Origin of the sequence: Streptomyces sp. NBC_00045 (assembly GCF_045041095.1) — a bacterium.
In the GTDB taxonomy this organism is placed as follows: domain Bacteria; phylum Actinomycetota; class Actinomycetes; order Streptomycetales; family Streptomycetaceae; genus Streptomyces.
Window position 1 is genome coordinate 5,543,764 of the sequence record NZ_CP108271.1, and the last position, 25,261, is coordinate 5,569,024.

At 71.6% G+C, this 25,261-nt stretch carries 18 protein-coding genes; 9 read left to right on the forward strand and 9 right to left on the reverse strand.

The window, feature by feature from the left end; genetic code table 11:
• The first annotated feature begins 220 nt into the window (after nt 1–220).
• From gmd to OHA65_RS26180, 3 genes are all read left to right on the forward strand, one after another.
• A complete protein-coding gene (gene gmd, locus OHA65_RS26170; RefSeq protein ID WP_327285551.1) occupies nt 221–1,234 on the forward strand; it encodes a GDP-mannose 4,6-dehydratase in 1,014 nt (337 codons plus the stop codon).
• A gap of 246 nt (nt 1,235–1,480) precedes the next feature.
• Complete coding sequence (locus OHA65_RS26175) at nt 1,481–4,258, forward strand: LamG-like jellyroll fold domain-containing protein (protein ID WP_328763748.1); 2,778 nt, start codon at nt 1,481–1,483, stop codon at nt 4,256–4,258.
• Nucleotides 4,259–4,348: 90 nt separating this feature from the next.
• Complete coding sequence (locus tag OHA65_RS26180) at nt 4,349–5,026, forward strand: hypothetical protein (protein WP_329314583.1); 678 nt, start codon at nt 4,349–4,351, stop codon at nt 5,024–5,026.
• A 93-nt stretch (nt 5,027–5,119) separates the two neighbouring features.
• On the opposite strand, the gene OHA65_RS26185 is transcribed toward OHA65_RS26180, so the two are convergent.
• Together OHA65_RS26185 and OHA65_RS26190 are read right to left on the reverse strand one after the other, a co-directional pair.
• On the reverse strand, nt 5,120–5,413 hold the full coding sequence (locus OHA65_RS26185) for a hypothetical protein (RefSeq protein ID WP_329314584.1): 294 nt from the start codon (nt 5,411–5,413) through the stop codon (nt 5,120–5,122).
• A gap of 6 nt (nt 5,414–5,419) precedes the next feature.
• Complete coding sequence (locus OHA65_RS26190) at nt 5,420–8,794, reverse strand: hypothetical protein (RefSeq protein ID WP_405763437.1); 3,375 nt, start codon at nt 8,792–8,794, stop codon at nt 5,420–5,422.
• A gap of 501 nt (nt 8,795–9,295) precedes the next feature.
• Here OHA65_RS26190 and OHA65_RS26195 point away from each other — a divergent pair.
• The 3 genes from OHA65_RS26195 to OHA65_RS26205 all read left to right on the forward strand — a co-directional run bounded on the left by OHA65_RS26195 (nt 9,296) and on the right by OHA65_RS26205 (nt 12,308).
• On the forward strand, nt 9,296–9,829 hold the full coding sequence (locus OHA65_RS26195; RefSeq protein WP_328763750.1) for a hypothetical protein: 534 nt from the start codon (nt 9,296–9,298) through the stop codon (nt 9,827–9,829).
• Between the two features lie 131 nt (nt 9,830–9,960).
• Nucleotides 9,961–11,922 (forward strand): FG-GAP-like repeat-containing protein, encoded by a 1,962-nt coding sequence (locus OHA65_RS26200; protein ID WP_405762522.1) that lies wholly within the window; start codon nt 9,961–9,963, stop codon nt 11,920–11,922.
• Nucleotides 11,923–12,095: 173 nt separating this feature from the next.
• Entirely contained in the window at nt 12,096–12,308 is a 213-nt protein-coding gene (locus OHA65_RS26205) for a hypothetical protein (protein WP_327285556.1), read from the forward strand.
• Here OHA65_RS26205 and OHA65_RS26210 read toward each other — a convergent pair.
• Both OHA65_RS26210 and OHA65_RS26215 read right to left on the reverse strand, forming a co-directional pair.
• Nucleotides 12,305–13,426 carry a glycosyltransferase gene (locus OHA65_RS26210; RefSeq protein ID WP_405762524.1) on the reverse strand — a complete coding sequence of 374 codons (1,122 nt, stop codon included), beginning with the start codon at nt 13,424–13,426 and terminating at the stop codon, nt 12,305–12,307. The genes OHA65_RS26205 and OHA65_RS26210 overlap by 4 nt on opposite strands.
• Nucleotides 13,423–13,962 carry a WcaF family extracellular polysaccharide biosynthesis acetyltransferase gene (locus OHA65_RS26215; protein ID WP_327285558.1) on the reverse strand — a complete coding sequence of 180 codons (540 nt, stop codon included), beginning with the start codon at nt 13,960–13,962 and terminating at the stop codon, nt 13,423–13,425. Before OHA65_RS26215 ends, OHA65_RS26210 begins: the two co-directional genes overlap by 4 nt.
• Before the next feature lie 97 nt (nt 13,963–14,059).
• On the opposite strand from OHA65_RS26215, the gene OHA65_RS26220 reads away from it, so the two are divergent.
• The gene (locus OHA65_RS26220) at nt 14,060–15,571 is read left to right on the forward strand and encodes a hypothetical protein (protein WP_327285559.1); all 1,512 of its coding nucleotides are present in this window, start codon (nt 14,060–14,062) and stop codon (nt 15,569–15,571) included.
• A 27-nt stretch (nt 15,572–15,598) separates the two neighbouring features.
• Here OHA65_RS26220 and OHA65_RS26225 read toward each other — a convergent pair whose 3' ends face one another.
• The 3 genes from OHA65_RS26225 to OHA65_RS26235 are packed head-to-tail and all read right to left on the reverse strand — an operon-like array spanning nt 15,599 to nt 19,802.
• The gene (locus tag OHA65_RS26225; protein ID WP_405762526.1) at nt 15,599–16,828 is read right to left on the reverse strand and encodes a hypothetical protein; all 1,230 of its coding nucleotides are present in this window, start codon (nt 16,826–16,828) and stop codon (nt 15,599–15,601) included.
• Complete coding sequence (locus OHA65_RS26230) at nt 16,825–18,600, reverse strand: lipopolysaccharide biosynthesis protein (RefSeq protein ID WP_405762528.1); 1,776 nt, start codon at nt 18,598–18,600, stop codon at nt 16,825–16,827. Before OHA65_RS26230 ends, OHA65_RS26225 begins: the two co-directional genes overlap by 4 nt.
• The gene (locus OHA65_RS26235) at nt 18,597–19,802 is read right to left on the reverse strand and encodes a glycosyltransferase family 4 protein (protein WP_327285789.1); all 1,206 of its coding nucleotides are present in this window, start codon (nt 19,800–19,802) and stop codon (nt 18,597–18,599) included. The genes OHA65_RS26230 and OHA65_RS26235 overlap by 4 nt, the downstream gene beginning before the upstream one ends.
• Before the next feature lie 172 nt (nt 19,803–19,974).
• Between OHA65_RS26235 and OHA65_RS26240 the strand changes: the two genes are divergently transcribed.
• Nucleotides 19,975–20,445: an adenylyltransferase/cytidyltransferase family protein gene (locus OHA65_RS26240; RefSeq protein WP_327285562.1), complete on the forward strand. Its 471-nt coding sequence runs from the start codon at nt 19,975–19,977 to the stop codon at nt 20,443–20,445.
• 55 nt (nt 20,446–20,500) lie between these two features.
• Here the strand turns inward: OHA65_RS26240 and OHA65_RS26245 are convergent, their stop codons facing one another.
• Nucleotides 20,501–21,223 (reverse strand): CDP-alcohol phosphatidyltransferase family protein, encoded by a 723-nt coding sequence (locus tag OHA65_RS26245; RefSeq protein ID WP_328763756.1) that lies wholly within the window; start codon nt 21,221–21,223, stop codon nt 20,501–20,503.
• Nucleotides 21,224–21,442: 219 nt separating this feature from the next.
• Nucleotides 21,443–23,824 (reverse strand): glycogen debranching protein GlgX, encoded by a 2,382-nt coding sequence (glgX, locus tag OHA65_RS26250; protein ID WP_328763758.1) that lies wholly within the window; start codon nt 23,822–23,824, stop codon nt 21,443–21,445.
• 183 nt (nt 23,825–24,007) lie between these two features.
• Between glgX and OHA65_RS26255 the strand changes: the two genes are divergently transcribed.
• On the forward strand, nt 24,008–25,228 hold the full coding sequence (locus OHA65_RS26255; protein WP_327285790.1) for an Ig-like domain-containing protein: 1,221 nt from the start codon (nt 24,008–24,010) through the stop codon (nt 25,226–25,228).
• Nucleotides 25,229–25,261 lie beyond the last annotated feature (33 nt).

The window sequence follows — 25,261 nt, forward strand, 5'->3', positions numbered from 1 at the left end:
ACCGGGGCTTCCCGCGACCCGGACCGGCCGGCCGGGGCCGGCGCGTGCCGAAGAGGAATCCGCCGCAAGGGCGTTGGGGCCGGGCGTGTACGGTACGCATCCAGCCCTCCGGGCCGCGGCCCGACAGCGAGGTGCGCCGCCCCCTGCCGGGGACCGGGCCACAGCCACCCCGAGGCCCAGCCTCACCACGACCCACAGCAACGACCATCAAGGGGACCACATGGGCAAGACCGCACTGATAACCGGCGTCACCGGGCAGGACGGCTCGTACCTCTCCGAGCTGCTGCTCTCCAAGGGCTACACGGTGCACGGCCTGGTGCGGCGGTCCTCCAGCTTCAACACCGAGCGGATCGACCACATCTACCAGGACCCGCAGACCGCCAACCGGTCCTTCGTCCTGCACCACGCCGACCTGTCCGACGGCGTCGCGCTCGTGAACCTGCTCCGGGAGATCCGGCCCGACGAGGTCTACAACCTCGGGGCCCAGTCGCACGTGCGGGTGTCCTTCGACGCCCCCCTCTACACCGGCGACGTGACCGGCCTCGGCGCCCTGCGGCTGCTTGAGGCGATCCGGGCCAGCGGTGTGGACACCCGGATCTACCAGGCCTCGTCCTCGGAGATGTTCGGGGCCACCCCGCCCCCGCAGAACGAGAAGACCCCGTTCCACCCGCGCAGCCCGTACGGTGCCGCCAAGGTCTTCGCGTACTGGACCACGGTGAACTACCGCGAGGCGTACGACATGTTCGCCGTCAACGGGATCCTGTTCAACCACGAGTCCCCGCGCCGCGGCGAGACGTTCGTGACCCGCAAGATCACCCGCGCGGTCGCCCGGATCAAGGCCGGTCTCCAGGAGCACCTCTACCTCGGCAACCTCGACGCGGTCCGCGACTGGGGCTACGCCCCCGAGTACGTGGACGCGATGTGGCGGATGCTCCAGCAGGACGAACCGACCGACTACGTCGTCGCCACGGGAGTGGCGGCCACGGTCCGCGAGTTCGTCGAGTCCTCGTTCGCCCACGCGGGCCTCGACTGGGCCGAGCACGTGCGCTACGACCCCAAGTACGAGCGTCCGAGCGAGGTCGACGCCCTCATCGGCGACGCCTCCAAGGCCCATGAACTGCTTGGCTGGAAGCCGACGGTGCTCGTTGCCGAGCTGGCGCAGATCATGGTCGACGCCGACATCCGGCAGGTCGAGGACCAGTTGGCGGGCGTGACGGTCCGCATCGACCGCTAAACGCTCTATATTTCGCCTACGATTTGCCGTGTCCCGGTCATCTCCGCTGGTATCGGTGGATGCGGCCGGGGTAAACCTGTCGTATGTCCGTTGCGCACCCTCCAGGCTGAACCATTGCTTCCAAGTTGGTATGCAATGGGTCAAGGGAGGTGACCGGGTCCTCGCAGGAGCCCTAGTCTGCGCCAGTACATATGGCTGTTCGGATAGTTCCAGCCATCAAAACCGGGCGATTGCCCTGGGGGGCTCATGCGTAGATCCAGAGGGCTGACTGCTGCCCTCGTCCTGTCACTGGCCGGCGCCGGCACCGGCATAGGCCTGGTGCTGATGCCCGAGGCGTCCGCCATCACGCCTCCCGTGGCATTCACCGCGGACGAGCTGCCGACCTGGCAGCCCAACGGAGTCGTCTTCGCGATGGACGAGGCCAACGGCACCGTCTTCGCGGGCGGCACCTTCTCGGCCGTCCGCCCGCCCGACGGCACCAGCGGCGCCGAGCAGGAAGCGGTGAACTTCGTGGCGCTCGACGCCGCGACGGGCAACCCGACCTCGTGCAAGCTGGCCTTCACCGTCGGCGACGGTTCCGCGACCGTGCGCGCGCTGGCCGTCTCCAAGGACAAGAAGACGCTGTACGCGGGCGGCTACTTCGGCGCCGTCAACGGCACCCCGGTCTCCAGCCTCGCCGCGATCGACATCGCGAGCTGCACCCCCAAGGCCGCCTTCCACCCGGGCATCCCCGCCACCGTGCGCGGACTCGCCGTCAGCGACGACACCCTGTACGTGGCCGGCGACTTCGGCACGGTCGAGGGCCAGACCCGTGAGCGGTTCGCCGCCGTCGACGCCGGCTCCGGTGCGCTCAAGCCCTTCGTCGCCAACGCCGACGAGCCCGGCCGCGCCGTCGAGGTCACCCCGGACGGCAAGAACGTCCTGCTGGGCGGTGACTTCTTCTCGGTCAACGGCAAGAACACCCACGCCCTGGCCGTCGTGGACGCCACCACCGGCGCGGTCTCCAAGACGTACAGCAACATCCCGTCGAACTCCGTGGTCAAGGACATCGCCACCGACTCGACCGGCTTCTACACCGGCAACGAGGGCTCCGGCGGCGGCGTCTTCGACGGCCGCATCGGCCTGAACCTCAGCGACTTCAGCGAGAAGTGGCGCGACCGCTGCCTCGGCGCTACCCAGGCCGTCCTGCCGTACGACGGAGTGCTCTACAGCGCCTCGCACGCCCACGACTGCTCCCTGGAGGGGCAGTTCCCCGACGGCAAGCGCAACTTCTTCAACGCGCAGCTGACCAACTACGAAGGCGCCGCCCCCGCGCCCGTGGACGGCTTCGTGCGCAGCCCGAGCAAGCTCGGCTGGCACCCCACCGCCAACGACGGCCTCGGTGAGGGCATCGGTCCGCGCGCCCTGACCATCGCCGAGAAGGGCGACGTCAAGTACATGTGGGCCGGCGGCGAGTTCACCGCCATCAACGGCAAGCCCCAGCAGGCGCTCACCCGCTTCGCCTCCACCGGCGACGTCGGCGCCCCGACGACCCCGGTCGCGAGCGCCGGCAGCGTCAAGCCCGGCGAGGCCCAGGTCCGCTGGCGCACCAGCTACGACGCGGACGACAGCAAGCTGACGTACCGCATCTACCGCAACGGCTCGTCCACCCCGATCGCGACGGTCTCCGCCGAGTCCCTGGAGTGGCAGCGCCCGCAGGCCTCCTGGAACGACACCACCGTCAAGGCCGGCCAGTCGTACACCTACCGCGTGACGGCCACCGACGGGGCGGGCAACACCAGCGCCCTGTCGGCCACCGCCTCGGTCACGGTCCCGACCTCGGTCCAGTCCTACCCGGACCAGGTCCGCACCGACGGCGCCACCTTGTACTGGCGCTACGACGACACCGTCAGCCCGTACGTCGCCGACTCCTCGGTGGGCGGCAACACCAGCGGCGTCCAGCTCAACGCCCCGGCGCTGCGCCAGACGCCCGGCGCGATCAGCGGCGCCAGCACGGCCATGGGCTTCAACGGCACCAGCCAGCAGGTGTACAGCGACCACCGCCAGACGGTGGGCAACGCCTTCTCGGTCGAGACCTGGTTCAAGACGAGCACCACGCGCGGCGGCAAGCTGATCGGCTTCGGCAACAACACCGACCGCAGCAGCGGCACGTACGACAAGCAGATCTACATGACCAACACCGGTCGTCTGGTCTTCGGCGTCTACAGCGGGTCGACCCGCACCATCACCACCGGCCTGTTCGACACGTACAACGACAACAAGTGGCACCACGTCGTCGGCGCCATGGGCGCGAGCGGCATGGAGCTGATCGTCGACGGCCAGAGCAAGGGCACGCTGAACGTCACCAGCTCCATCTCGTACGAGGGCTTCTGGCACGTCGGCGGCGACAACCTCGGCAGCTGGCCGACCAAGCCGACGAGCAACTTCTTCGCCGGCCAGATCGACGAGACGGCCGTCTACCCGAAGGCGCTCACCGCGGCCCAGGCCAAGAACCACTACGACCTGGCCAAGGCGCCCTCCGACTCGGTCTCCAAGGTCTCCGCGACCGAGGACACCTACGTCAACCAGGGCGCTCCGAGCGCCGCCAACGGCGCGACCACCTCGCTGGCCGTCCGCGGCACCTCGGCGTACGAGACGTACCTGCGCTTCAACCTGCCGGCCGCTCCGGCCGGGCAGGTCCTGAAGTCCGCCGCGCTCCAGATCAAGACGTCGACCCAGGCGAACGCCGGTACGGCCGACAAGGTGTCCGTGGTCCCGGTCACCGGCACCTGGAGCGGTGCGAGCACGACGTTCAACTCCAAGCCCGCCCTCGGCACCACCGCGCTCGGCGCGTTCGCGAGCGTGCCGGACGGCTCGGCGACCGCGAGCACCCCGCTGGACACCGCCGTGCTCTCCTCGGTGCTGGGCAGCAGCTACAGCGTGGCTCTGACGAGCACGGGCACCGACCCGCTGTGGATCTGGTCCATGGAGTCGACGGCCGCGGACGCCGCTCCGCAGCTCGTCCTCACCTTCGGCCCGAAGTAACCGTCTGACGGAGTGCGGGGCCCGGCGTGGACACGGCCGGGCCCCGCACCCCTATCGCAACCGATCAACTGGCACGTACAGGAGCCCTTGATGTACCGACGCTCCGCCGCGGCTGCTGTTCTGCTGGCCGCAGCTCTGACCCTGACCGCCTGCAGCTCGGGCGGCGGCGGCAAGGCCGACGCCGCGGACGCGAAGCCGAAGCCGCCGGCCGCGTCGGCGGTCCAGGACCCGGCGGACGCCCCGGCGGCGCCGGCGTCACCCGACGCGAAGCCGACCGGACCGGTCCTGCCGGACGCGAAGCTCACCCCGAAGACGGGCAGCTTCAAGGCGAACGAGAAGCAGTACCTCAGCGGACGGGTCCCCGAGAAGATGGACCCGGCGGCGGTCCTCCAGACCGGCCAGGAGTCCTGCCAGCGGGTGGAGCGCACCGCGAAGCGCGACAAGGACGCGGCGACCGGGGCCATCGTCGCCGGGGAGATCCCGGGGGCGAAGGACGCGATCACGTACCTGTGCCCGGAGCAGAAGCCGATCCTGGACGCGGCGTCCAAGGGCTTCGGCGACGGCACCCGCCCGTCGCCCGCGGCGGGTACGTACCGCGCGCTGACCCAGAACACGACGTGCACCTGGGAGGCCAAGGGCAAGGACGGTTCGGTCCTGGCCTCGGGCCCGCAGACGCCCCCGAAGGCCGGCGACAAGATCACGGCGCAGATCCCGTCGGGCACGACGGAGTTCACGTCGACGGGTTGCTACGCCTGGATCCCCGCGTAACCCCGCGCCAGCGCCGCACGAATACGCCCCCGAGCCCGGATTCCTCCGGCCTCGGGGGCGTATTCATGGCGCTCGTACCGGTGCTGCTCGTCGTCACGTCGCGAGCAGGAACGCCGCGAAGCCCATGAGGATGACGACCACGTACAGGAAGACCCGGTAGCGTCGCGGAATATCGTATTCCGATCTGCGTACTCCCTCACGCCATTCCCGCGCGTACACGCTGAACAGCCTCCCGGCCGGAATCAGTCCGATCGTGAGTCCGGCCCAGGTGAACGAGTACATCACCAACATCTGCCGGACGCTCCACCGCACGACCCCGAAGGCTCCCGATCCCGTCATGCCGAGGAACACCGCGGCGGACAGGCCGGCGCACAGCGCGGTCCGCATCGGCGGTCAGCCGAAGAGGGACCCCAGGAGACCGGTCACCGGCGAGACCAGGTCATGGCCGAATTGTGTGATCTTGGTGGCGACCTTGCCGCCGCCGACGGCGCCGATCCACTTGGACTGGCCGAAGGTGAGGACACCCAGGGCGGTGCTGGCCAGCGAGGACTTGAACTCGCTGCTCGTCCAGCCGTAGCCGATACCGGTGAACAGCGTGTTGAGTCCCGCGAAGCCGAGGGAGGCGTAGCCGAACCCGGCGGCGGCGGCCTCGATGAACGGAACGGCGGGCGGGAAGATGAACCCGGCCGCCAGACCGGCGATGCCCAGGCCGGCCGAGACGAATCCGGTGACGATGCTGGCCCAGTTGGTGGCGTTGGCCAGCCACCGCGCGTCCTCCTTCCACCAGGGAAGGCCCCCCTTGACGCTGTCGTGCTCGGGCTGGTCCGCCGGGTTCGTCCCCGCGTCCTTGGCCGCGCGTGCGTCATCGGCGGCCTTCTTCGCCGCCGCGGCGATCTCCTCCCGTCGCTTGTCGGAGGCGATCTGGTGCGCCTGGCTCGCGGCCGCCGCCGCCGTCTGCGCGTCCTGGCCGGCCTGGACGGCGGAGGAGTGCGCGGATGCGGCCGAGGCCTGGGCAGCGTTGGCGGATGCCACCGCGCTGCGGGCGGCATCGACGGCCCGGTTGGCGGAGTAGTTGGCCGAGCGGGCGGCCGAGCGCGCCGTGCTGGCCGCCTGCGCCGCCCGGTCGGCCGAGGTGTGCGCGTCCCTGGCCGCCTGCTCGGCGGCGTCCGCGTTCACCCCGGCCTGCTTGGCGGAGCTCGTCGCTTCCTTGGACCAGTTGTCCGCCCGCTGCGCCCACTCGATGGCCTCGCCCGCCGCGTCGCGGGCGTAGGCCGCCGCCTTCTGCGCCAGTGCGGCGTTTTCCTGCGCCTTCTGCGCGATCTTCGCGGCGGCCGCGATCGCGCCCTGCACGGCCGCGATGTGGCTGGCTGAGTCGAAGTCGAGCTGTGCGGTCTTGTACTGGACGGTCGCGAGGAAGTTGCGGCGCATCCAGGCCGGGCCCTCCAGCGCCGCCTGGGCGTGGGCCTTGGTGTAGGGGCCCGTCTTGTCCGAGGCCAGGAGCGTGGCGGTGGCCACCGCGTCGTCCTGCCGCTGCGCCGCCTCCCACGTGACGCTGAGGAACTCGTACAGGGCCTCGGGGGTTCCGGCGTTCAGTGCGTCGTTGGCCGCTTTGGTGACCGCCTTGCCGGGGTTGTTCGCGAGGGCGCGCGACACCGCGACCCGGTTCTCCATGGCGGCGGCCTGGACGACGCCGGTGGCGAGGAACGCGCCGGCCGCCTGCGGGTCCGTGCTCCGGAGCGCCTTCGCGGCCGCGTCCGCGACGTCCGGGTGGCTGGTCTGGGCGAGGTAGAGACTGGTCTCCCGGTCGTCCTGCCGCTGGGCGATGTGGCGGTCGGTGTCGATCCAGACGTGGACGTCGTTGTCGGCACCGGCCAGGGCGAACCGCGCGGCCTCGCGTGACCAGGTTCCGTGGGAGGTGCCCATCACGGCGACGGCCGCCTTGCGCCCCAGCCCGGCGGCGAGGCCGGTGTCGCCTCCCCTGAGCGCCGACTCGGCCTGGGCCATGAGGTCCTTGGTGGCCTGCTGGGCCTGCTCGGCCTGGGTGCGCTTCTTGGCGTACTCCGCCCGCTCCTGGTCTTCGATCTGGGCGAGCAGCCGGGTCTCCTCGATCGCCCGCTGCGTGTCCTGGTCCAGACGCTGCCACTCGGCCTCGCGCGCCGCCTTCTCGACGGCGACCGCTTGGTTGACGGCCTCGGTGGCGGTGTTCGCGGCCTTGGTCGCCTCATTGGCGAACTCGGTGGACTTGTTCGCGTACTCCACCGCTTGGCCGGCGTACTGGGCAGCCCACTCGGCGGCGGCCGCGGCCCTGTCCGCGTGGCCGGCCGCGCTGTTCGCCGCGTCGCGCGCGACGCGCGCGGCCTGTGCCGACGCGTTGGCGAGGCTTTGGGCCGTGCCGGCGGCGTTGGTGGCGATCGTCGCGTTGGTGCTGGCGATCTGGGCCTGGCGCTTGGCTTCCGCGGCCTCCGCCTGGGCGGAGCCCGCTGCGCCGGCCGCTGCGGCCGAGGCGTTCGCGGCAGCGGCGGCATTGCGGGCCGCGGATGCCGCGGAGGCACCTGCGGCTGCGGAGCTCGCCGAGGCGTTGGCTGCGCTGTCGGCGGCGGCTGCCGCGCTGCGCGCCTGGGCGGCGGCGTTCCGGGCGGCCACGGCGGCGTCCTTGGCGGCCTGCGCCTGGGAGGCGTCCTTCGAGGCCGCGATGGCCGCGCCGTAGGCCTGAGCCGCAGCCGATCCTGCGCTGGCGGCCGCCTGGCTCGCTGCGTTGGCGGCGTACGCGGCGCGGCGCGAGGCCTGGATGGCGGCATGAGAAGCGTTGGTGGCCACCCGGGCCGCATCGGCGGCGCCCTTCGCGGCCTCGCTCGCCTTGCGGGCGGCCCTACCGGACTTGATCACGTCGTCCTGCGCGGCCTGGGCCTCGGCGGCGGCCTTCTCGGCCGCCTCCTTGGCCTTGGCCGCGGCCTCGACGGCGCGGGCCGAGGCCTCCTCGGCCTGCTTGGTCTTCGCCTCGGCGTTCTTGCCCTCGCGCTGGACGACCGCGACGAGCTCCGAGATCTTCACGGCCTCCTGGTCGCGGGCACGTGCGATGTGCTGGCCGGTTTCCAGGAACCACTCGATGTCCGCCCCGGTGCCGGACAGCGCGCGGGAGGCGTACTTCTGCACCTCCGGGCCTGCCTGGAAGGACAGCTTCGAGACATCGACGCGCATGTCCTCCAGTCGGGCCGCGTACTGGCCGTCGAGGAGGAACGACTCCAGCGCGGGCTGGCTGTTGGCGTCCAGGGCCGCGCTGCCCTTGCGGTTGACGCCCCTGCCGCCGACGGACATCACGGTGGCGGTGGCCACGCGCAGGTCCTCGGTGATGGCGGCCTTGAAGCCGCCTCCGAGGTAGGCGGCGATGGCCGAATCGCCGCCGTTGATCGCGGCCGTCGCCTCGCGACGGGTGCCCTTACCGCCGCCCGCGAGCGAGGTGATGATGGCGACGCGGTTGTCCTCGACCGTCTCCGCGGCCAGTTTGGTGGCGAGGAACGTCTGCACATCGGCGTCGGAACCGGTCAGCGCCGCTGCGGCGGCGGCGCGCACGGCCTTGCCGCCCAGCAGCCACGCCTTGACGACTTTGGCCCGCTCGGTGTCGGGGAGGCGGAACGGATCGCCGTCGTCCCCGTCCGGCGGGGTGGTGGCGGCCAGAGCAGCCGTCGGGTTGAGCACGAGGCTGGATGCGGTGACGGCAACGGTGGTGGCGGCAACCGCGCCGAGAACCCGACGCCGGCTCCAATACATGGTGTCCAAAAACGCGGCCCTTTGCTATCGGCGCGCCCCGATGGCGCACGTGTTTCCATCGCCGGGGCATGACGGTGCCCGGCGAGATTCGAGAGCTGTGTGCCCGGCGACCTTAGGCAGGACGCCGGGAATTGACCACCCGGTATATCGGCGCGTCGGAACGGCTGTTGGCAACCTGCCGCATGGCTGAATCATGCATTCCATCGAGCTGGGCTGGAGCCCGTGACTGACGCTCGTATCTGAATCCAGCATTCCGGGTAATGCCACGCCAGAGCGTGAAGTGACGCATGTCACGCGCCAGTTGGCGGAATGTGTCATTCCCGCAGCGAGACCCCACTGAAACCGCCTGGATAACCATTGAGTTGGTTCTCCGGGGATCGGTTACGATCGGCCCGGAAGTGGGGGGCTTCCATGGGCGGTGAGCTTGTTTCGAGTTCGCCCGCCCAACGGAATATGGCCTTCACATCCCTGTTGGTAGCTGTTTCCCGCTAAACGGAACCGATGACTGGGACGGTAATGAAGGCACGCAATGCAGTAGTCCGCACGATCGGCGCAGCCGTGGGCGCAGGCGCCCTGGCGTGGCTCGCGGTCGCCGGAGGGATCAACGGCACGACCGCGCCGGCGGACACCTCGGCGATGAAGGCGATCGCCGACGAGGGTCCCGGGTACGCGATCGAGGACTTCGGCTACCCGAACGCCGACAAGATCCTGGCGGAGCGCAACATCGTCCTCAAGCGCGGTGACGGCCACATCGTCCTTGCGGACTGCACCGGCGCCACCGATCTGCTGGAGGTCTGGTCCCGCGAGAAGGACAAGGTCTGCTTCCGCGTCACCGGCACGAAGGGGTACCTGGCCCTGGAGATCCCGACGGTCTTCGCCGTCAAGGGGAACGACTACGCTGCCGAAGTCGACATGACCGTCGGCAGCGAAGCGAAGTCGTTCACCGTCAACAAGAACGCGTGGACCCCGGTCGGCGAGAGCGCCGACGAGCAGGGGCGCGACTTCATGCTCATGGAGATCCGCACCTCCAAGTAGTCGGTGGCGCCCGTAGCGCGCCACCGGAACGCCTCCCCCTTGTATGTCCGCCGGCCCCAGAGGCCGACCCGCGCTCTGGCGTGCGCCGGACCACTCCCGCATGCCCGCGCCCTGCTTTCGAAGGAAGAAGCATGTCCGTACCCCGTCCGCGTGCCGCGCGGATGACCGGCCTGTTGGCCGCCACCGCCGTCCTGTCCGTGGGTGTGATCCCGACCGTCCCCGCCTTCGCGCTCGCGGGACCCGAAGCCGCCGCAGGACAGCAGTCCTCCGCGGTGCGGCTCACCCTCGGCGACGAGGCCAACTCCCGTGCCTGCACCGGCTCGCTGGTCGACCGCTTCTGGGTGCTGACCGCCGCCAGCTGCTTCGCCGACACGCCCGGCACCACGGTCCCGGCCGGCAAGCCCGCCCTGAAGGCCACCGCGACCCTCAGCGACGGCAAGACCGTCGAGATCACCGAGATCGCCCCGCGCGCAGACCGCGATGCCGCCCTGGTACGGCTGGCCACCGCCGTCATCGGCATCAAGCCCGCCACCCTCGCCGCGACCGTCCCGGCCGCCAACACCGAACTGACCGCGGCCGGGTTCGGTCGTACCAAGACGGAGTGGGTGACCGACAAGCTCCACACCGGCACCTTCACGGTCAACTCCGCCACCCCGACCACCCTGGCCGTCACCGGCAAGGGCACGGACGTCCTCTGCAAGGGCGACACCGGAGGCCCGCTGCTCAACGGCGCCGGCGAGATCGTCGGAGTCAACTCCCGCTCGTGGCAGGGCGGCTGTCTGGGAACCCCGGCCACCGAGACCCGCACGGGCGCCATCTCCACCCGCACCGACGACCTGGGGCAGTGGATCACGGCCAGTATCCCGCGCAGCCAGGGGGCCTCCAGCGACTTCAACGGTGACGGCAAGGCCGACCTCGCCCTGACCGGTGGCGCGAACTGGGACTGCCTGCCCGTCGCCATGTCGAAGGGCGACGGCGCGTTCAACACCACCTGTAATGCTCCCGTCGGTGGTTCCTGGGGTTACTGGGCGTCGACGCCGAACGTGAAGGTCGTCAAGGGCGACTTCAACGCGGACGGCAAGACGGACATGGCGCTGACCGGTGGCGCGAACTGGGACTGCCTGCCCGTCGCGCTGTCGAAGGGTGACGGCACGTTCAACGTGAACTGCAACGCCCCTGTCGGTGGCTACTGGGGCGAGTGGGCCGCAACGCCGAACGTGAAGGTCGTCAAGGGCGACTTCAATGCGGACGGCAAGACGGACATGGCGCTGACCGGTGGCGCGAACTGGGACTGCCTGCCCGTCGCGCTGTCGAAGGGTGACGGCACGTTCAACGTGAACTGCAACGCCCCTGTCGGTGGCTACTGGGGCGAGTGGGCCGCAACGCCGAACGTGAAGGTCGTCAGCGGTGACTTCAATGCGGACGGCAAGACGGACATGGCGCTGACCGGTGGCGCGAACTGGGACTGCCTGCCCGTCGCGCTGTCGAAGGGTGACGGCACGTTCAACGTGAACTGCAACGCTCCCGGCCTCAGCTGGGGCGACTGGGCCGCGACCTCGAACGTGAAGGTCGTGAACGCCGACCTGAACGGTGACGGCAGGACGGACATGGCGCTGACCGGTGGCGCGAACTGGGACTGCCTGCCCGTCGCCATGTCGAAGGGCGACGGCACCTTCACCACCACCTGCAACGCCCCTGTCGGTGGCTCCTGGGGCTTCTGGGCGTCGACGCCGAACGTGAAGGTCGTCAGCGGTGACTTCAACGCGGACGGCAAGACCGACATGGCGCTGACCGGTGGCTCCGGCTGGGACTGCCTGCCGGTCGCCTTGTCGAAGGGTGACGGCACGTTCAACGTGAACTGCAACGCTCCCGGCCTCAGCTGGGGCGACTGGGCCGCGACCTCGAACGTGAAGGTCGTCAGCGGCGACCTGAACGGTGACGGCAGGACGGACATGGCGCTGACCGGTGGCGCGAACTGGGACTGCCTGCCGGTCGCCATGTCGAAGGGCGACGGCACCTTCACCACCACGTGCAAGGCTCCCGGTCTCAGCTGGGGTTTCTGGGCCGCCACCTCCGGCGTGACCGTGGTCTAGACGCAGCTGCGGAGCGAGGGGCGCGCAGTGCGTCCGTGACGACGACCGCGTAGCCCCTCCCGCACGGCCGCCGACGCCGCCCCCGCCCGGACTCCGGGTCGGGGGCGGCGTTTTCGTGTGCGGTTCCCGGGTAGCCGCGTCGTCAGACGACCACAACTGCGGAGGCGGATCACATGGGAGGCATCGGCGGCTGTATCGCCCTGATCGTGGTGGGGGCCATCCTCACGTTCGCGACGGACTGGCAGATGGAGAGCGTCAACCTCGACGTCGTCGGCCTGATCATGATGGCGGCGGGCGCCATCGGACTCGCCGTCTACGCCAGCGTCTTCCGGCGACGTCGAGCGGCGGCCCTCCCGGTGGTGGACGAAACCCACCGCGGGCTCTAACCCCGATGGCCGGCCTTCTCGTAGACCGGCAGCAGGGTGTCCAGGACCGCGTCCATCGAGAAGGATTCCGCGGCCAGTTTGCGGGCCGCCAGCGAGGCCGTCGCGTTCGACTGCGGGTCCAGGAGGGCGAGGACCGCCTCCGAGATGCCGGCCGGGCCGGGAGTGACGGCCCGGCCGGCTCCTGCGGCGGCGATGTCGCGGGCCAGCCCGTTCGAGTGCGTGACCACCGAGGGGACGCCCACCGACAGGGCCTCCAGGACCGACATCGGGAACGGCTCGTCCACCGACGGCAGGACGTAGACGTGGGCCCGGCGCAGCTCCGCCAGGACCTCGGCGGTGGACAGTGCACCCGGGACCGTGAAGCGGTCGCCGAGGCCCAGTTCCGTGATGCGGGCGCGGACCGCCGGCAGTTCGCCCTCGTCCGGGCCGGCCACCACGAACTCGGTGTCCGGGTGCGCCGCCAGGATCGCCGGGGCCGCGTCGACGAAGTCCACCGGGCGCTTGCGGGCCTGCAGGCGCGCCGAGTACAGGATGCGCGGGGCGCCGGCCGGGGCCGGGCGCTCGTCCTGCGCGGGCGTGCCGTTGACCAGCCGGACCGCCCCCGGCAGCGGGGCGCCCACCACCGCGTCGAGGCCCTCGCGTTCGTGCGGGGTCAGGTACAGCACCGCGTCCGCGCCGCGCAGCAGCCGGCGTACGGCCACCGCGTCGAGCACCTTGGCCAGCAGCTTGTCGCTCGGGTCCACCATCCCGTGGGTCTGGAGCACCAGCGGCTTGCCGGCCCGAAGTGCCGCGAGGGCCACCGGCAGGGTCACCAGGTCCCGCGCGAGGTGGACGTGGACCACGTCCGCGTCCCGGACCAGCCGGCCCGCCGAGGCCAGCAGGGCCGGTGAGGTCATTCCGCTGAAGCCGAGGGGAAGGATGCGCCGGGCCTGGAACAACTTCGCCGGGACGCCCTCCACCGAGGTCGGCCACGGGTCGGGGAAGCCCTCGCCGAGCGCGAGCAGGCAGGCCTCGTGGCCACGTCCGCGCAGCCCTTCGGCCAGGTTGAGCGCGACCCGGACCGGTCCGCCGAAGGCGTGCGAGGGGGAGTGGAGCGTGACGGTGTGCAGGACTCTCACTTGGGCTCCTCGACCGGGCGGCGCTGCCCGTCCATCGTCTGCAGGGTCAGTGCAGGAAGGTTTCTGTGGATCACCGATCCGGCGCCCGCCACCGCGCATCGGCCCACCGTGACCCCGGCCAGCACGGTCGCCCGTACGGCCACCCATGCGCCGTCCTCGACGACGATCGGCGCGTTCCGGTAGCGGAAGTCCGCGGCCCGGTGGTCGTGCGAGCCGGTGCACAGCATGGCCTCCTGCGAGATGCACACGTTCGCCCCGATGGCCACCGGCTCCAGGTTCAGCAGCCAGGCGCCCTCGCCGATCCAAGTGTGGTCGCCGACGGTGAGCTTCCACGGCCACAGCACCCGCACCTTGTGCCGGATCAGCACGCCCTCGCCGATCCGGGCGCCGAACGCCCGCAGCAGCGCCACGCGCAGCCGGGCGGGGCAGAACCACGCCATGAACAGCGTGTTCATCACCGCGAACCACAGCGCCTGCGTCAGCAGCCCGCGCCCCTTGTCGTAACCGGCCAGCGTGAAGGCAGGAAGATCACGCAACTGTCGCCCCCCATTGTGCTTCGCAGGCGCGCCTCCCCGGGCGCCGCCCGCTCAGATTAGACTGCGCGCGGACCAGGCACATGGGGTGGGGGCGGCAGTGGCAACGGACATACGCAAGCCCTCCGTGACCCCGCCGGCGCCCCCACTCGACGACGAGCGCAAGTGGGGCCGGGTCACCACCCCGCGCACCCTGCTCTCCCGCGCACTGTCGGTCCCCCTCATCCTTGGATTCACCGTCTTCCTGCCGCTGTTCGTCGCCGTCCAGCCCGGCGACGGCCAGCGCGACGCGGCCTTCTGGCTCCAGCTCCTGCTGACCATGTACGCGGGCGCCCGGCTCTCCGCGATGGTCCTCACCAGTCGTCGCAAACTCCTCCAGGGCTCCTTCTGGCTGTTCGTCTACATGGCGATGGGCGTGGCCCCGCTCGCGCAGGCCGTCCTCGGCCGGGTCCCGACCCCGGTGGTCGGCGCCCGTTCCGACCTCACCGCCGCGATCGGCCTGGTCCTGCTCGGCTGCACCGCGTTCGACGTGGGCGTCCTGCTCGCCCGTCACCGGCCGGCGGGCCGGGCCGGCGGCTCCCAGAAGGAGCCGCGGCCGGTCATGGCCCACCGGCGCCGCCTCCAGCTGCTGACCGGCCTCGCGTTCCTGTGCAGCGCCGCGTTCATCGTGAAGCTCGGCGGCCCGGCGGTCTTCTTCTCCAGCCGCCAGGAGATCATCGCGGGCATCCAGGAGGCGGGCGTCTCCAACGGCGACGGCCAGGCCGGCCAGGCCCTGCTCCGGGGCTTCGGCACCGTCCCGGCGCTGCTCGCCCTGCTGATGTACACGCGCTGGCTGATCACCTCCACGTACGCCCGGCGCAAGGTCTCGGTCATCGTCACCTGGGGGGCGCTCGCCCTGCTGAACCTGGTGGTCAACAACCCGATCTCGAACCCGCGGTACTGGTTCCTCACGGTCCTGTTCGCGCTGCTCTTCACCGTCTTCCCGGTGAGCGCCGCGATGTACCGGGTGGCGCTGTCGATGGCCGTGGTGATCGCCCTGCTCGTGTTCCCCTTCGCGGACCGGTTCCGGTACGACGAGAAGAACTACAAGCCGGTCGAGACGACGTCGTTCCTGGAGCCGATGGCGCTGAAGGACTACGACCAGATCGGCATGTTCGCGAACACCATCACCTACTCGAACTCCGGCCCCGGGCACCTGTACGGACGCCAGCTGGCCGGATCCCTCTTCTTCGCGGTGCCGCGCTCGGTCTGGCCCGGCAAGCCGAAGGACACGGGCGTGATGGTCGGCGAGTGGATGGGGACGGTCAACACGAACCTCTCCTCGCCGATCTGGGCGGAGCTGTGGCTCGACTTCGGGCCGCTGGGCATGGGCGCGGGGCTGCTGGGCATGGGGTACGCCTCGGCGCGCGTGGACCGCCGGTACGCGAAACGAGCCACGCGCAGGTCCGCGCCGGGCAGCTTGATCTCGGTGGTGGTCCCGCTGGTGGCGGGCTACTCGTTCATCCTGCTGCGGGGGCCGCTGCTGCAGGCCTCCGGCCGCGTCGCGATCGCGGGCCTGTGCCTCGCGCTGGTGGCGACGTACCGTCAGGACAAGGCCACCACCCTGCGCTGACGCCGCGCAGCGGGTCGGCTGCCGGAGTCAGGCCGCTGTGGTGACGGACTGCGTCGGGGCCGGGCCCGCGGCCGGGATCCGGGAGACGCGCAGCCAAGCCGCCGCGGCCTTCAGGGCCGAGCCCGCCGCCAGCCCCCACGCGGCGCCGGAGACGCCCCACACCGCGTACCCGCCGAGCAGCAGGGCCACCGACAGCAGCGAGAACACCACCTGCAAGGACAGCGTCGCCCTCGGGTTGAGCACCCGCAGGGTCAGCAGGGCGCAGGTGCCCAGACCCATCACCGCGTACTGGGCCCCCGTCGCCGGGAGCAGGGCCGAGGCCGCGGTCCAGGTCTCGCCCAGCAGCCTGCGCCCCAGGCCGGCCGGCAGTGCGTACAGAGCCGCCGCCCAGCCCGCCCCGAGCGCCGCCAGCACCGCCCCCATCAGCAGGGTCAGCCGGACCACGCCGCGCTTGCCCGACGCCCGCCCCACGACCGGCGGCCCGAACGCGTTCGCCGAGTTGAACAGCACGTTCAGCGGCCCGAACAGGGTCGTCGCACCCCGCAGCGCGCCCACCGCCAGCGGCGTCGCGAAGACACCGAGGCCGAGCACCGCGAGCTGGCTGGAGCCGTTGCCCACCGCGAACTCGACCACGAAGCGCTGCCCCAGGTGGCCCCGGCGCAGGTACGGCCGCAGGTCGGCCCGCGCCCCGCGCACGTACGGGCGCAGCAGCAACAGGCCCAGCGCGAGCGCGGGAAGCGCCGAGACGCCCCACACCAGCACCAGCCGTGCAGCCGAGGCCCCCTCGGGCTGGAGCAGCAGCGCGGGGACGACGCACGCCAGCCGCAGCGCGTCCGCGGCCAGCGCCCGCTCGGGCGTGCGCAGCGCGGAGAAGCAGTACCGCAGCCCGTCCTGGACGAGCACCAGCGGCAGTACGAGGCCCAGCGCGAGGAAGCCCCGGCCGCCGGCCCCGGGCACGGCGATGCCGACGACGGCCAGCAGCACGCCCCCGGCCGCCGAAGCGGTCGCGGTGAACGCCAGGCCCGAGCGGCAGACCGCGCCCAGCCGGTCCTCGTCCTTCTCCAACACCACCGTCTGGCCGACGTACGCCATGTTCAACCCGAGGAGCACGCTGAACGTCACGTACACCATCGAGAAGTCGGCGAAGCCGGACGCCGAGGACAGCCGGGCGGCCAGCACCAGCACCAGGATGTTGGTGGCGCTGGACGCGGCCTGGTCCAGGACCGAGGAGACGGCGGCGAGGCCGCGCCGGCTCATCTGCGGCCCATGCGCACCGTGCGCAGGGCCACCGTGTCCGTGCCGTCGCCCGGGACGTGCTGCTCCGGCTCGGCCTGCCGGCCCTGGTTCGACTGGTCCTGCTGACGCGTGAGCGGCTGCGGCGCGGACGGACGCGCGGCCTGCGCCGGGGTGCCCGGGCCGCTCGACTTGCCGCCGCGTCCACCGCGGCCGCGCTTGTCGGCGGGCAGCGGGGCGTGCAGCACCGCGCCGAGCACGGTGCCGCCGGCGCCGCTGATCAGCTCGCGGATCCGGGACAGGTCGCTGCGGTGGACGGCGCGCGGGTCGCACACCACGAGGACGCCGTCGACGCGGTCGACGAGCGCGAGGGCGTCGGCGTACGAGAGCACCGGCGGCGCGAGCACGACGACGGTGGAGTTGGGGGAGTCGGCTTCGGCGATCAGCCGGGTGGCGCGCGGGGAGGTCAGCGCGCGGGCCACGTTGCGCACCGGCTCGCCCGGGATCAGGTCGAAGGAGCCCGATTCCCCGGCGTCGACGACGAGCTGGCGGCCGTCGGGCCAGTCGGACTCGCCGTGCGGGGCGGAGTGCCCGCCGGCGGCCTGGCCGCCGGGCGGCTGGCTCCAGCGCGGCCGCCCAGCGCCGGTCGGCAACTGGCTGGCCAACACCGGCGTGCGCAGGTCGGCTTCGATGAGCAGGACGTCCTTGCCGGTCTCCGCGAAGGAGGCGGCCAGGTTCACGGCCGCGGCGGCGGCGGTCTCGCTGCTGCCCCGCGGGGCGACGACCAGCAGCCGGCGCCGGTCGGCGAACCGGGAGTCGTAGGCGAGCCGGAAGGCCACCGAGCGGAACTCCTCGGCGAGGCGGGGGTCTTCCTCACCGGCCGCGAGCAGCGGCCCGCCGCCGGTCTTGGGCCGCGGCAGGTAGCCCAGTACGGGGGCCCGCAGCGCCCGCGCGACATCGCCCTCGGAGCGCGGCGCGGGGTCGAAGACGAGGCGGACCCACGCGGCGAGCAGGCCGAGGGCCAGACCCACGGCCGCGCCGAGCGCGAGCGACATCGGGATGCCGGGTCCGTCGGTGCCGGACGGCGGGGTCGCGGCGCTGGTGACCCGGCCCGGCGTCATGTCCAGGGCCTGGAGCTTGGCGATGTTGCTGTTGAGGGTGTTGACCTTGCTCTGCAGGTCGGTCTTCGAGGAGTACGCGGCGTCGCGCCCCGGACCCGACGGCATGGCGTTGATCTGCTTGACGAGCTCGTCAAGGTTCTTGGCGACGGGGTCGCGCTGGTCCTGGTAGCCCTTGACCATCTTGTCGCGGGTGACGTCGAGCGACTCCTGCCGCTTGAGCAGGTAGGCCTCGGTCATCGCGTTGGCGCGGGTGGCGGCCTCCTTGGGGGAGGACGCGGTGTAGGTGAAGCGCAGCACCATCGTCTGCGGCGGGTTGGTCACCTGGAGGCCGCTGCGCAGCCCGGCGAAGTCCTTCGAGGTCACCCCGAGCTTCTTCGCGGCCTCGTTGGCTATGGAGGAGCTGAGCGCGACCTGCCGCTCCGAGCCGATGTTGATCGCCTTGTCGGGCGCGAGGCTCGGGTTGAACGGGTCGTCGGTGGGTGCGCGCAGCACGATGTCCGCGGTCGCGACATAGGTGTCGGACGTGGAGACGCCGAGGTAGACGCCGCCCAGGAGGCCGATGCCGATGCCCGCCCCGAGGAGGCGGCGGTAGCGCAGGAGCTGCTTGAACTGGTCCCTGAGGAGGTCCGGTTCGTCCTCCGCCGGCACGGATGCAGGGCGGTTCGTCTCGATCACGGCTGCGGACCCCCAAGTGCTTCGTCTATCAGTGCGTCGATGCGGGCCAGGCCCGCGTCACGGCTCAGGTGGGCCGCCACGTGGCGCGGCCCGGCCGCTCCCAGGGCGTCCGCGCCCGCGGGGTCCTCGGTGAGGGCCCGTACGGCCTTCAGCAGGGCGTGGGGGTCCTCCGGTGGTACGAGCACCCCTGCGCCCGAGCGTTCCACTTCCTGGGCGGTACCGCCCTCCGCCGCCACGGAAGCGATGACGGGGCGGCCGGCCTGGAAGTACGAGGTCAGTTTGGACGGCACGCTCATGTCGAGCACGGCCGCGTGCTGCGTCACGGCGAGCACGTCCGCCGCCGCGAGGATATCCGGGAACTCTCCGTCGGCGGCAGGGGGGATGATGTCCAGGTTCGGCACGTCCGCCGCGAGATCGGCGAGGGCCGCGCGCTGACTGCCGTCGCCCATGAGGACGAAGCGGACGCCCGGATCCAGGCGGGCGGCGCCGACGAGCACCTCAAGGCCCTGCTTGAGGCCCATGTTCCCGGAGTGCAGGACGACCGGCTCGCCGGGCCCCCAGCCGAGGTGGCGCCGGGTCTGGCCGCGCGGCTTGGTGGGCTGCGGGACGTGGGACCAATTGGGCACGAGGCGGATCTTCTTCGGGTCCACGCCCATGCCGACGACCCGGTCCACGAAGGTCTCGTGGATGACGCCGACCAGGGTGGCCCGCTTCAGTGCGTACGCCTCCGCGCGCCCGGCGATCGCGGCCGCCTTGTCGCCGCCGCTGATTCCGCTCTGCGCGGCGGCCGCGCCCATCAGGTCCTGGACGACCGGGACGAACGGGACCTTCCAGCGCGCGGCGAGCCGTGCGGCGAGGACGCCGCCGGCCAGGCTGGGCATCTGGGCCATCACCGCGTCGGGGCGCGGCATCCGGGGAGGGGCCACGGCGCCGTGCAGAAGAATCGATCCTTCGAACAGGGCGCGTTTTACGGCGGTTTGGCGGGGCGGCACGGTGTGGGCGCGCCGGTGCACAGTGACCCCCGCGCGCCGTTCCGTGCGCTGGAGCGCCCCCTTGTACTCCGGCTCCAACGACCACGACGGGTAGTGGGGCATCCCGGCGAGGACGTGGGTGTCATGGCCGAGACCCGCCCAGTGCTCCGCGATCTGGGTGGCGTAGGGCCCAATCCCCGCGTGCTCGGGTGCGTAATTGGTGGAAACCAGCAGCAGGCGCCGGTGACCGGATCTCGACACTGAACGTCCCCTTCTCCCCAGGATGATGCGCACGTCACCCTATTCGTTCACCGGCAAGGTGCGGAACGTGCACGCTATTGTCTGCTAATCCGCCGCACCGGGGGGTGTGGCTGCTGGGGGGTAACTCATGACGGGGCGCGACATGTCCGAACTTGGCGCACCTGCGCACAGACCGCACCGAGTCGGGTATGCCCCGGGCGCTTACGACCTGTTCCATATCGGGCATCTCAATATCCTTCGGCACGCCCGGAGTCAGTGCGACTACCTGGTGGCCGGAGTGGTGTCCGACGAAATGGCCGAACTGGCCAAGGGGCGCCGCCCGATGATCCCGCTCGTCGAGCGGCTGGAAATCGTCCGCAGCGTGAAGTACGTGGACGCGGCGTTCGTCGAAACGGTCCCGGACAAGGTCGAGACCTGGAAGCAGGTCCGCTTCGACGTGATCTTCAAGGGCGACGACTGGCGCGGCACCCCCAAGGGCGACAAGTTGGAGAAGGACTTCGCCGCCGTCGGCGTCGACGTCGTCTACTTCCCCTACACGGTGCACACCTCCAGCACCCAGCTGCGCCGCGCCCTGGACGCGCTCTCCGAGCCGCTCAGCGCGGAGCGCCGCTGAGCGGGGGCCGGATCTCCGCGCGGATACCGATCCGTTGACCGGGTGCCGAACCGTTTCAGCGCGGTACGGCGTCGAGCTCCCGGAACCACTTCACGAGGAACGCCAGCAGGAACAGGGCGGCGCACACGCCGAACCCGGCGTACGCCCAGCGGAACAGCCCACCGCCCCCGAGTACCAGGAACACCAGGCAGAACACCCCGTAGTCCACGGGCAGCAGGGCCACCGCGCGCACCGTCGACGGTGCGGCGGCCGGGCTCCCCGGAGCCGGCTTGGGTTTGAGCTTCTCGGTCAGCAGCCCGCCGAAGAAGGTGACGACCGAGGCGAACTGGAAGCCCAGCGGCACCAGTAGCCAGCCGTCCCCGCCCGTCCCGTACGCCTCGGGGAAGCGGTGGAAGGCGATCAGCACGCAGGTGTGCAGGGCGGTCAGCTTGGCGCAGTCCACGACGTGGTCGAGCCACTCGCCCGCCGCGCTGCCGCCCCCGCGCAGCCGGGCCAGCTGTCCGTCGGCGGAGTCGAAGGCGAACCCGACGGCGAGGGCCGCCCACACGGCGACGCCCAACCACCACGAGGGGGCGACCAGCGCGACGGCGGCCACCGCGGCGAAGCTGAAAGCCGCGCTGACCAGCGTCACTTGGTTCGGGCTCAGCCCGAGCGCATACGACGCGGCGGCCAGGTAGCGCCCGGCGGGCCGGTTCACGAACCGGGAGTAGAGCGATACGCCCTTCGCCGACTTCTGCGCCCCGCGCAGCTCCCGCAGCGCGGTCCCGACCTTCGCCATGCGTACCCCTGATCCGTGCGGTGGCACACGTGTACGGGTGCACGTGTGTACGAGAGCAGACATCATCTCAGGGGCGAGCGAGGGCTCCCGCTCCGGTTCCCCGGCGGACTGCCGGGAGTAGTGGCGCACGGGCCGTGAGCCGCAAGGCCTGCGCCGAGGCCTCCGTACGGCGACCCCGTGCAGCGGCCGCCGTACGGGCAGCCGACACCCCGCGGCCCCTCAGCTCGCCACCCGCAGCAGCAGCACCGACCGGGCCGGCACCGTCAGGGTCTCCCCGCCCCGGTGCCGGGTGCGCGGAGGCGCGGCCTGGTCCTCCCGCGCGGTGTCCAGCACCAGTTCGTACCCCGCCGCCCACGGCGCGCCCGGGAGCACCCACGCCACCGGCCGGTCCCCGGCGTGCAGCAGCAACAGGAAGCTGTCGTCGCTCACCTGCCGCCCCCGCTCGTCGCGGCCCGGGATGTCCCGCCCCGACAGGTACATCCCGAGTGCGGCCGCCGGCGCGTACCAGTCCCGCTCCGTCATCTCCGTGCCCGCCGGGGTGAACCAGGCCAGGTCCCGCAGCCCGTCCGCACCCTGGGGCCGCCCCGAGAAGAACGCCCTGCGGCGCAGCACCGGATGCTCCTGGCGCAGCGCCACCAGCCGCGCGGCCAGCGCGAACAGTTCCCGCCACGCCGGGTCTTCCAGCAGCGACCAGTCCACCCAGCCCGTCTCGTTGTCCTGGCAGTAGGCGTTGTTGTTGCCGCCCTGCGTGCGGCCGAACTCGTCACCCGCGACCAGCATCGGCACCCCCGTGGACAGCAGCAACGTGGTCAGCAGGTTGCGCAGCTGGCGCCGCCGCAGCACCCCGATCCGGGCGTCCGTGCCCCCCGGCGGATCCCCCTCCACCCCACAGTTCCACGAGCGGTTGTCGTTGGTCCCGTCGCGGCCCGCCTCCCCGTTGGCCTCGTTGTGCTTGCGCTCGTACGACACCAGGTCGCGCAGGGTGAAACCGTCGTGCGCTGTGATGAAGTTGACCGAGGCGTACGGCCGCCGCCCGCCCCACGCGTACAGGTCGCTGGAGCCCGACAACCGGTACCCGAGATCCCGTACGTCGGGCAGCGCGCCCCGCCAGAAGTCCCGCACGGCGTCCCGGTACCGGTCGTTCCACTCCGTCCACAGCGGCGGGAACGCCCCCACCTGGTAGCCGCCCGAGCCCACGTCCCACGGCTCGGCGATCAGCTTCACCCGTCGCAGCACCGGATCCTGGGCGATCACCGCGAGGAACGGCGACAGCATGTCCACGTCGTGCATCGAGCGGGCCAGCGCCGCCGCCAGATCGAAGCGGAAGCCGTCCACCCCCATCTCCGTCACCCAGTAGCGCAGCGAGTCCGTGATCAGGCGCAGCACGTGCGGGCGCCCCGCGTGCAGGGTGTTCCCGCATCCCGTGTAGTCGGCGTAGCGGCGCTGGTCGGACTGGAGCCGGTAGTAGCCCCGGTTGTCGACACCGCGCAGCGACAGCGTCGGGCCCAGCTCGCCCGCCTCCGCCGTGTGGTTGTAGACCACGTCGAGGATGACCTCGATCCCGGCCGCGTGCAGGGCCTTCACCATCCGCTTGAACTCGCCGACCTGCTGCCCGGCCGTACCGGACGAGGAGTAGCCGGCGTGCGGGGCGAAGTAGCCAATCGAGTTGTACCCCCAGTAGTTGCGCAAGCCCCGGCGCAGCAGGTGGTCCTCGTGCGCGAACTGGTGCACCGGCAGCAGTTCGACCGCCGTCACCCCGAGCCGCGTCAGGTGCTCCACCGCCGCCGGGTGGGCCAGGCCCGCGTAGGTGCCGCGCAGCTCCTCGGGAACACCCGGATGGCGCATCGTGAACCCGCGCACGTGCAGTTCGTAGATCACCGAATCGGCCCACGGGGTCTTCGGCCGGACGTCGTCCGCCCAGTCGTCGTCATCGTGGACGACGACCCCCTTGGGCACGTACGGCGCCGAGTCGCGGTCGTCGCGCACGGTGTCCGCGATGTACTGCTGGGGCCAGTCGCGGACGTGTCCGTACACCTCCGGCGGCAGCGCGAAGTCCCCGTCGACGGCTCGCGCGTACGGGTCCAGCAGCAGCTTCGCCGGATTGAACCGGGCCCCCGTCCAGGGGTCCCAGCGGCCGTGCACCCGGAACCCGTACCGCTGCCCCGGGCGCACCCCGGGCAGGAAGCCGTGCCAGATCTCGTGCGTCAGCTCGGTCAGTGCACACCGGGTCTCGGCGCCCTCCGCGTCGAAGAGGCACACCTCCACCGCCTCGGCGCCCTGCGCCCACAGCGCGAAGTTGGTGCCCGCCGTCCCGTCCGGGCCGGTACGGAACCGGGCCCCCAGGGGGTGCGAGGAGCCCGGCCACACCGGGGGCCCCGGGCGCGTGACGGCCCGTAAGGCCGGCTCGCGGTCCGGTGCCGCCGTCGCGCCGGACCGGCCGTTGGCGTACGGGAAGGGCGGCGCGGCACCGCCGCCCCGGACCGTCTCCACGGCCTCCACCGCGTCCACCGCGTCCACGGCGTCCACGCCGACGACCGGCACCGACTCCGCTGACTCCACGGCGGCGGCATCCACCGCCTCTTGTTCGGCTGCGCTCGACACTGCCCGCCTCCACGGCTCCTGGGTACCGGCGGGGGTAGGGGAGAGTGCGGCCCCGGCGTCCCGGCCTGGGCCCGCCCCCGTCTGGTCCTTCCCACTGTTCTGCCCGTAGAGATCTGCCCGGAACGTGGCGCGCGCTCACGTTTCCCCCGGAGGGGGCCGGTCGTTGGAGGGATCGTGACACTTCTGACGAGGCGGGCAGGGGCGGGCTTGGCCGCCGTGGCGGCATGGGCGGGCCTGCTCGGCGGCCTGGCCGGATGCACCGGGAGCGGCGGTTCCCCGGTCGAGATCCAGCTCCCCGGCAAACCCCGGTCGCCCGACGAGGCCATCCGCATCACCCCCGAGGACAACGTCAAGGGGGTCCCGGCCGAGGGCCCGCTCACCGTCAGAGTGCCCGAGGGCCGCCTCGAACGGGTCGTGGTCACCAAGGTCGAGGACGCCCAGGAGGAGCGCGTCCCCGGCTCCATCGCCCCCGACGGACTCAGCTGGAGCCCCGATACGGAGGGCGGCCGGCTCGCGCTCGCCGCCAAGTACACCGTGGACGCGGTCGCCCTCGACGGCCACAACCGTCGCCAGGCCCGGCACACCACCTTCACCACCTACGTCCCCGAGGAGCGGTTCATCGGCTACTTCAAGCCCGAGAACCGCTCCACCGTCGGCACCGGCATGATCGTCTCCTTCAACTTCAACCGGTCCATCGCGAACCGCGCCGACGTGGAACGGGCCATCAACGTCACCTCCAAGCCGCCGGTGGAGGTCGTCGGCCACTGGTTCGGGAACGAGCGCCTCGACTTCCGGCCCAAGCAGTACTGGAAGCCCGGCACCGAAGTCACCGTCACCATGAACCTGCGGGACGTGCAGGGCGCCCCCGGCTCGTACGGCATCCAGGACAAGTCCGTCACCTTTACGGTCGGCCGCTCCCAGGTCTCCACCGTGGACGCGGAGGCGCACACGATGGAGGTCCGCCGTGACGGGAAGCTGGTCCAAACCCTCCCGATCAGCGCCGGAGCGCCCAAGAACACCACCTACAACGGGAAGATGGTGGTGCTGGAGATGTTCGACGTGACCCGGATGAACGGCCAGACCGTCGGGTTCGGCGGCGAGTACGACATCCCCGACGTCCCGCACGCCATTCGGCTCACCACCTCCGGGACCTTCCTGCACGGCAACTACTGGGCCAGCCCCGACACCTTCGGCTCCACCAACACCAGCCACGGCTGCGTGGGCCTGCGCGACGACAAGGGAGGCGGCTCGGACACCCCGGCCGGCTGGTTCTTCGACCGGACCCTGGTCGGGGACGTGGTGGAGGTCGTGAACTCGCAGGACAAGACGGTCGCCCCGAACAACGGGCTGGGCGGCTGGAACATGTCCTGGGCGGACTGGGTCGCGGGCTCGGCCAAGAGCTGAGGCACACCGGCCCGCGCACCCCCTCCGACGCAC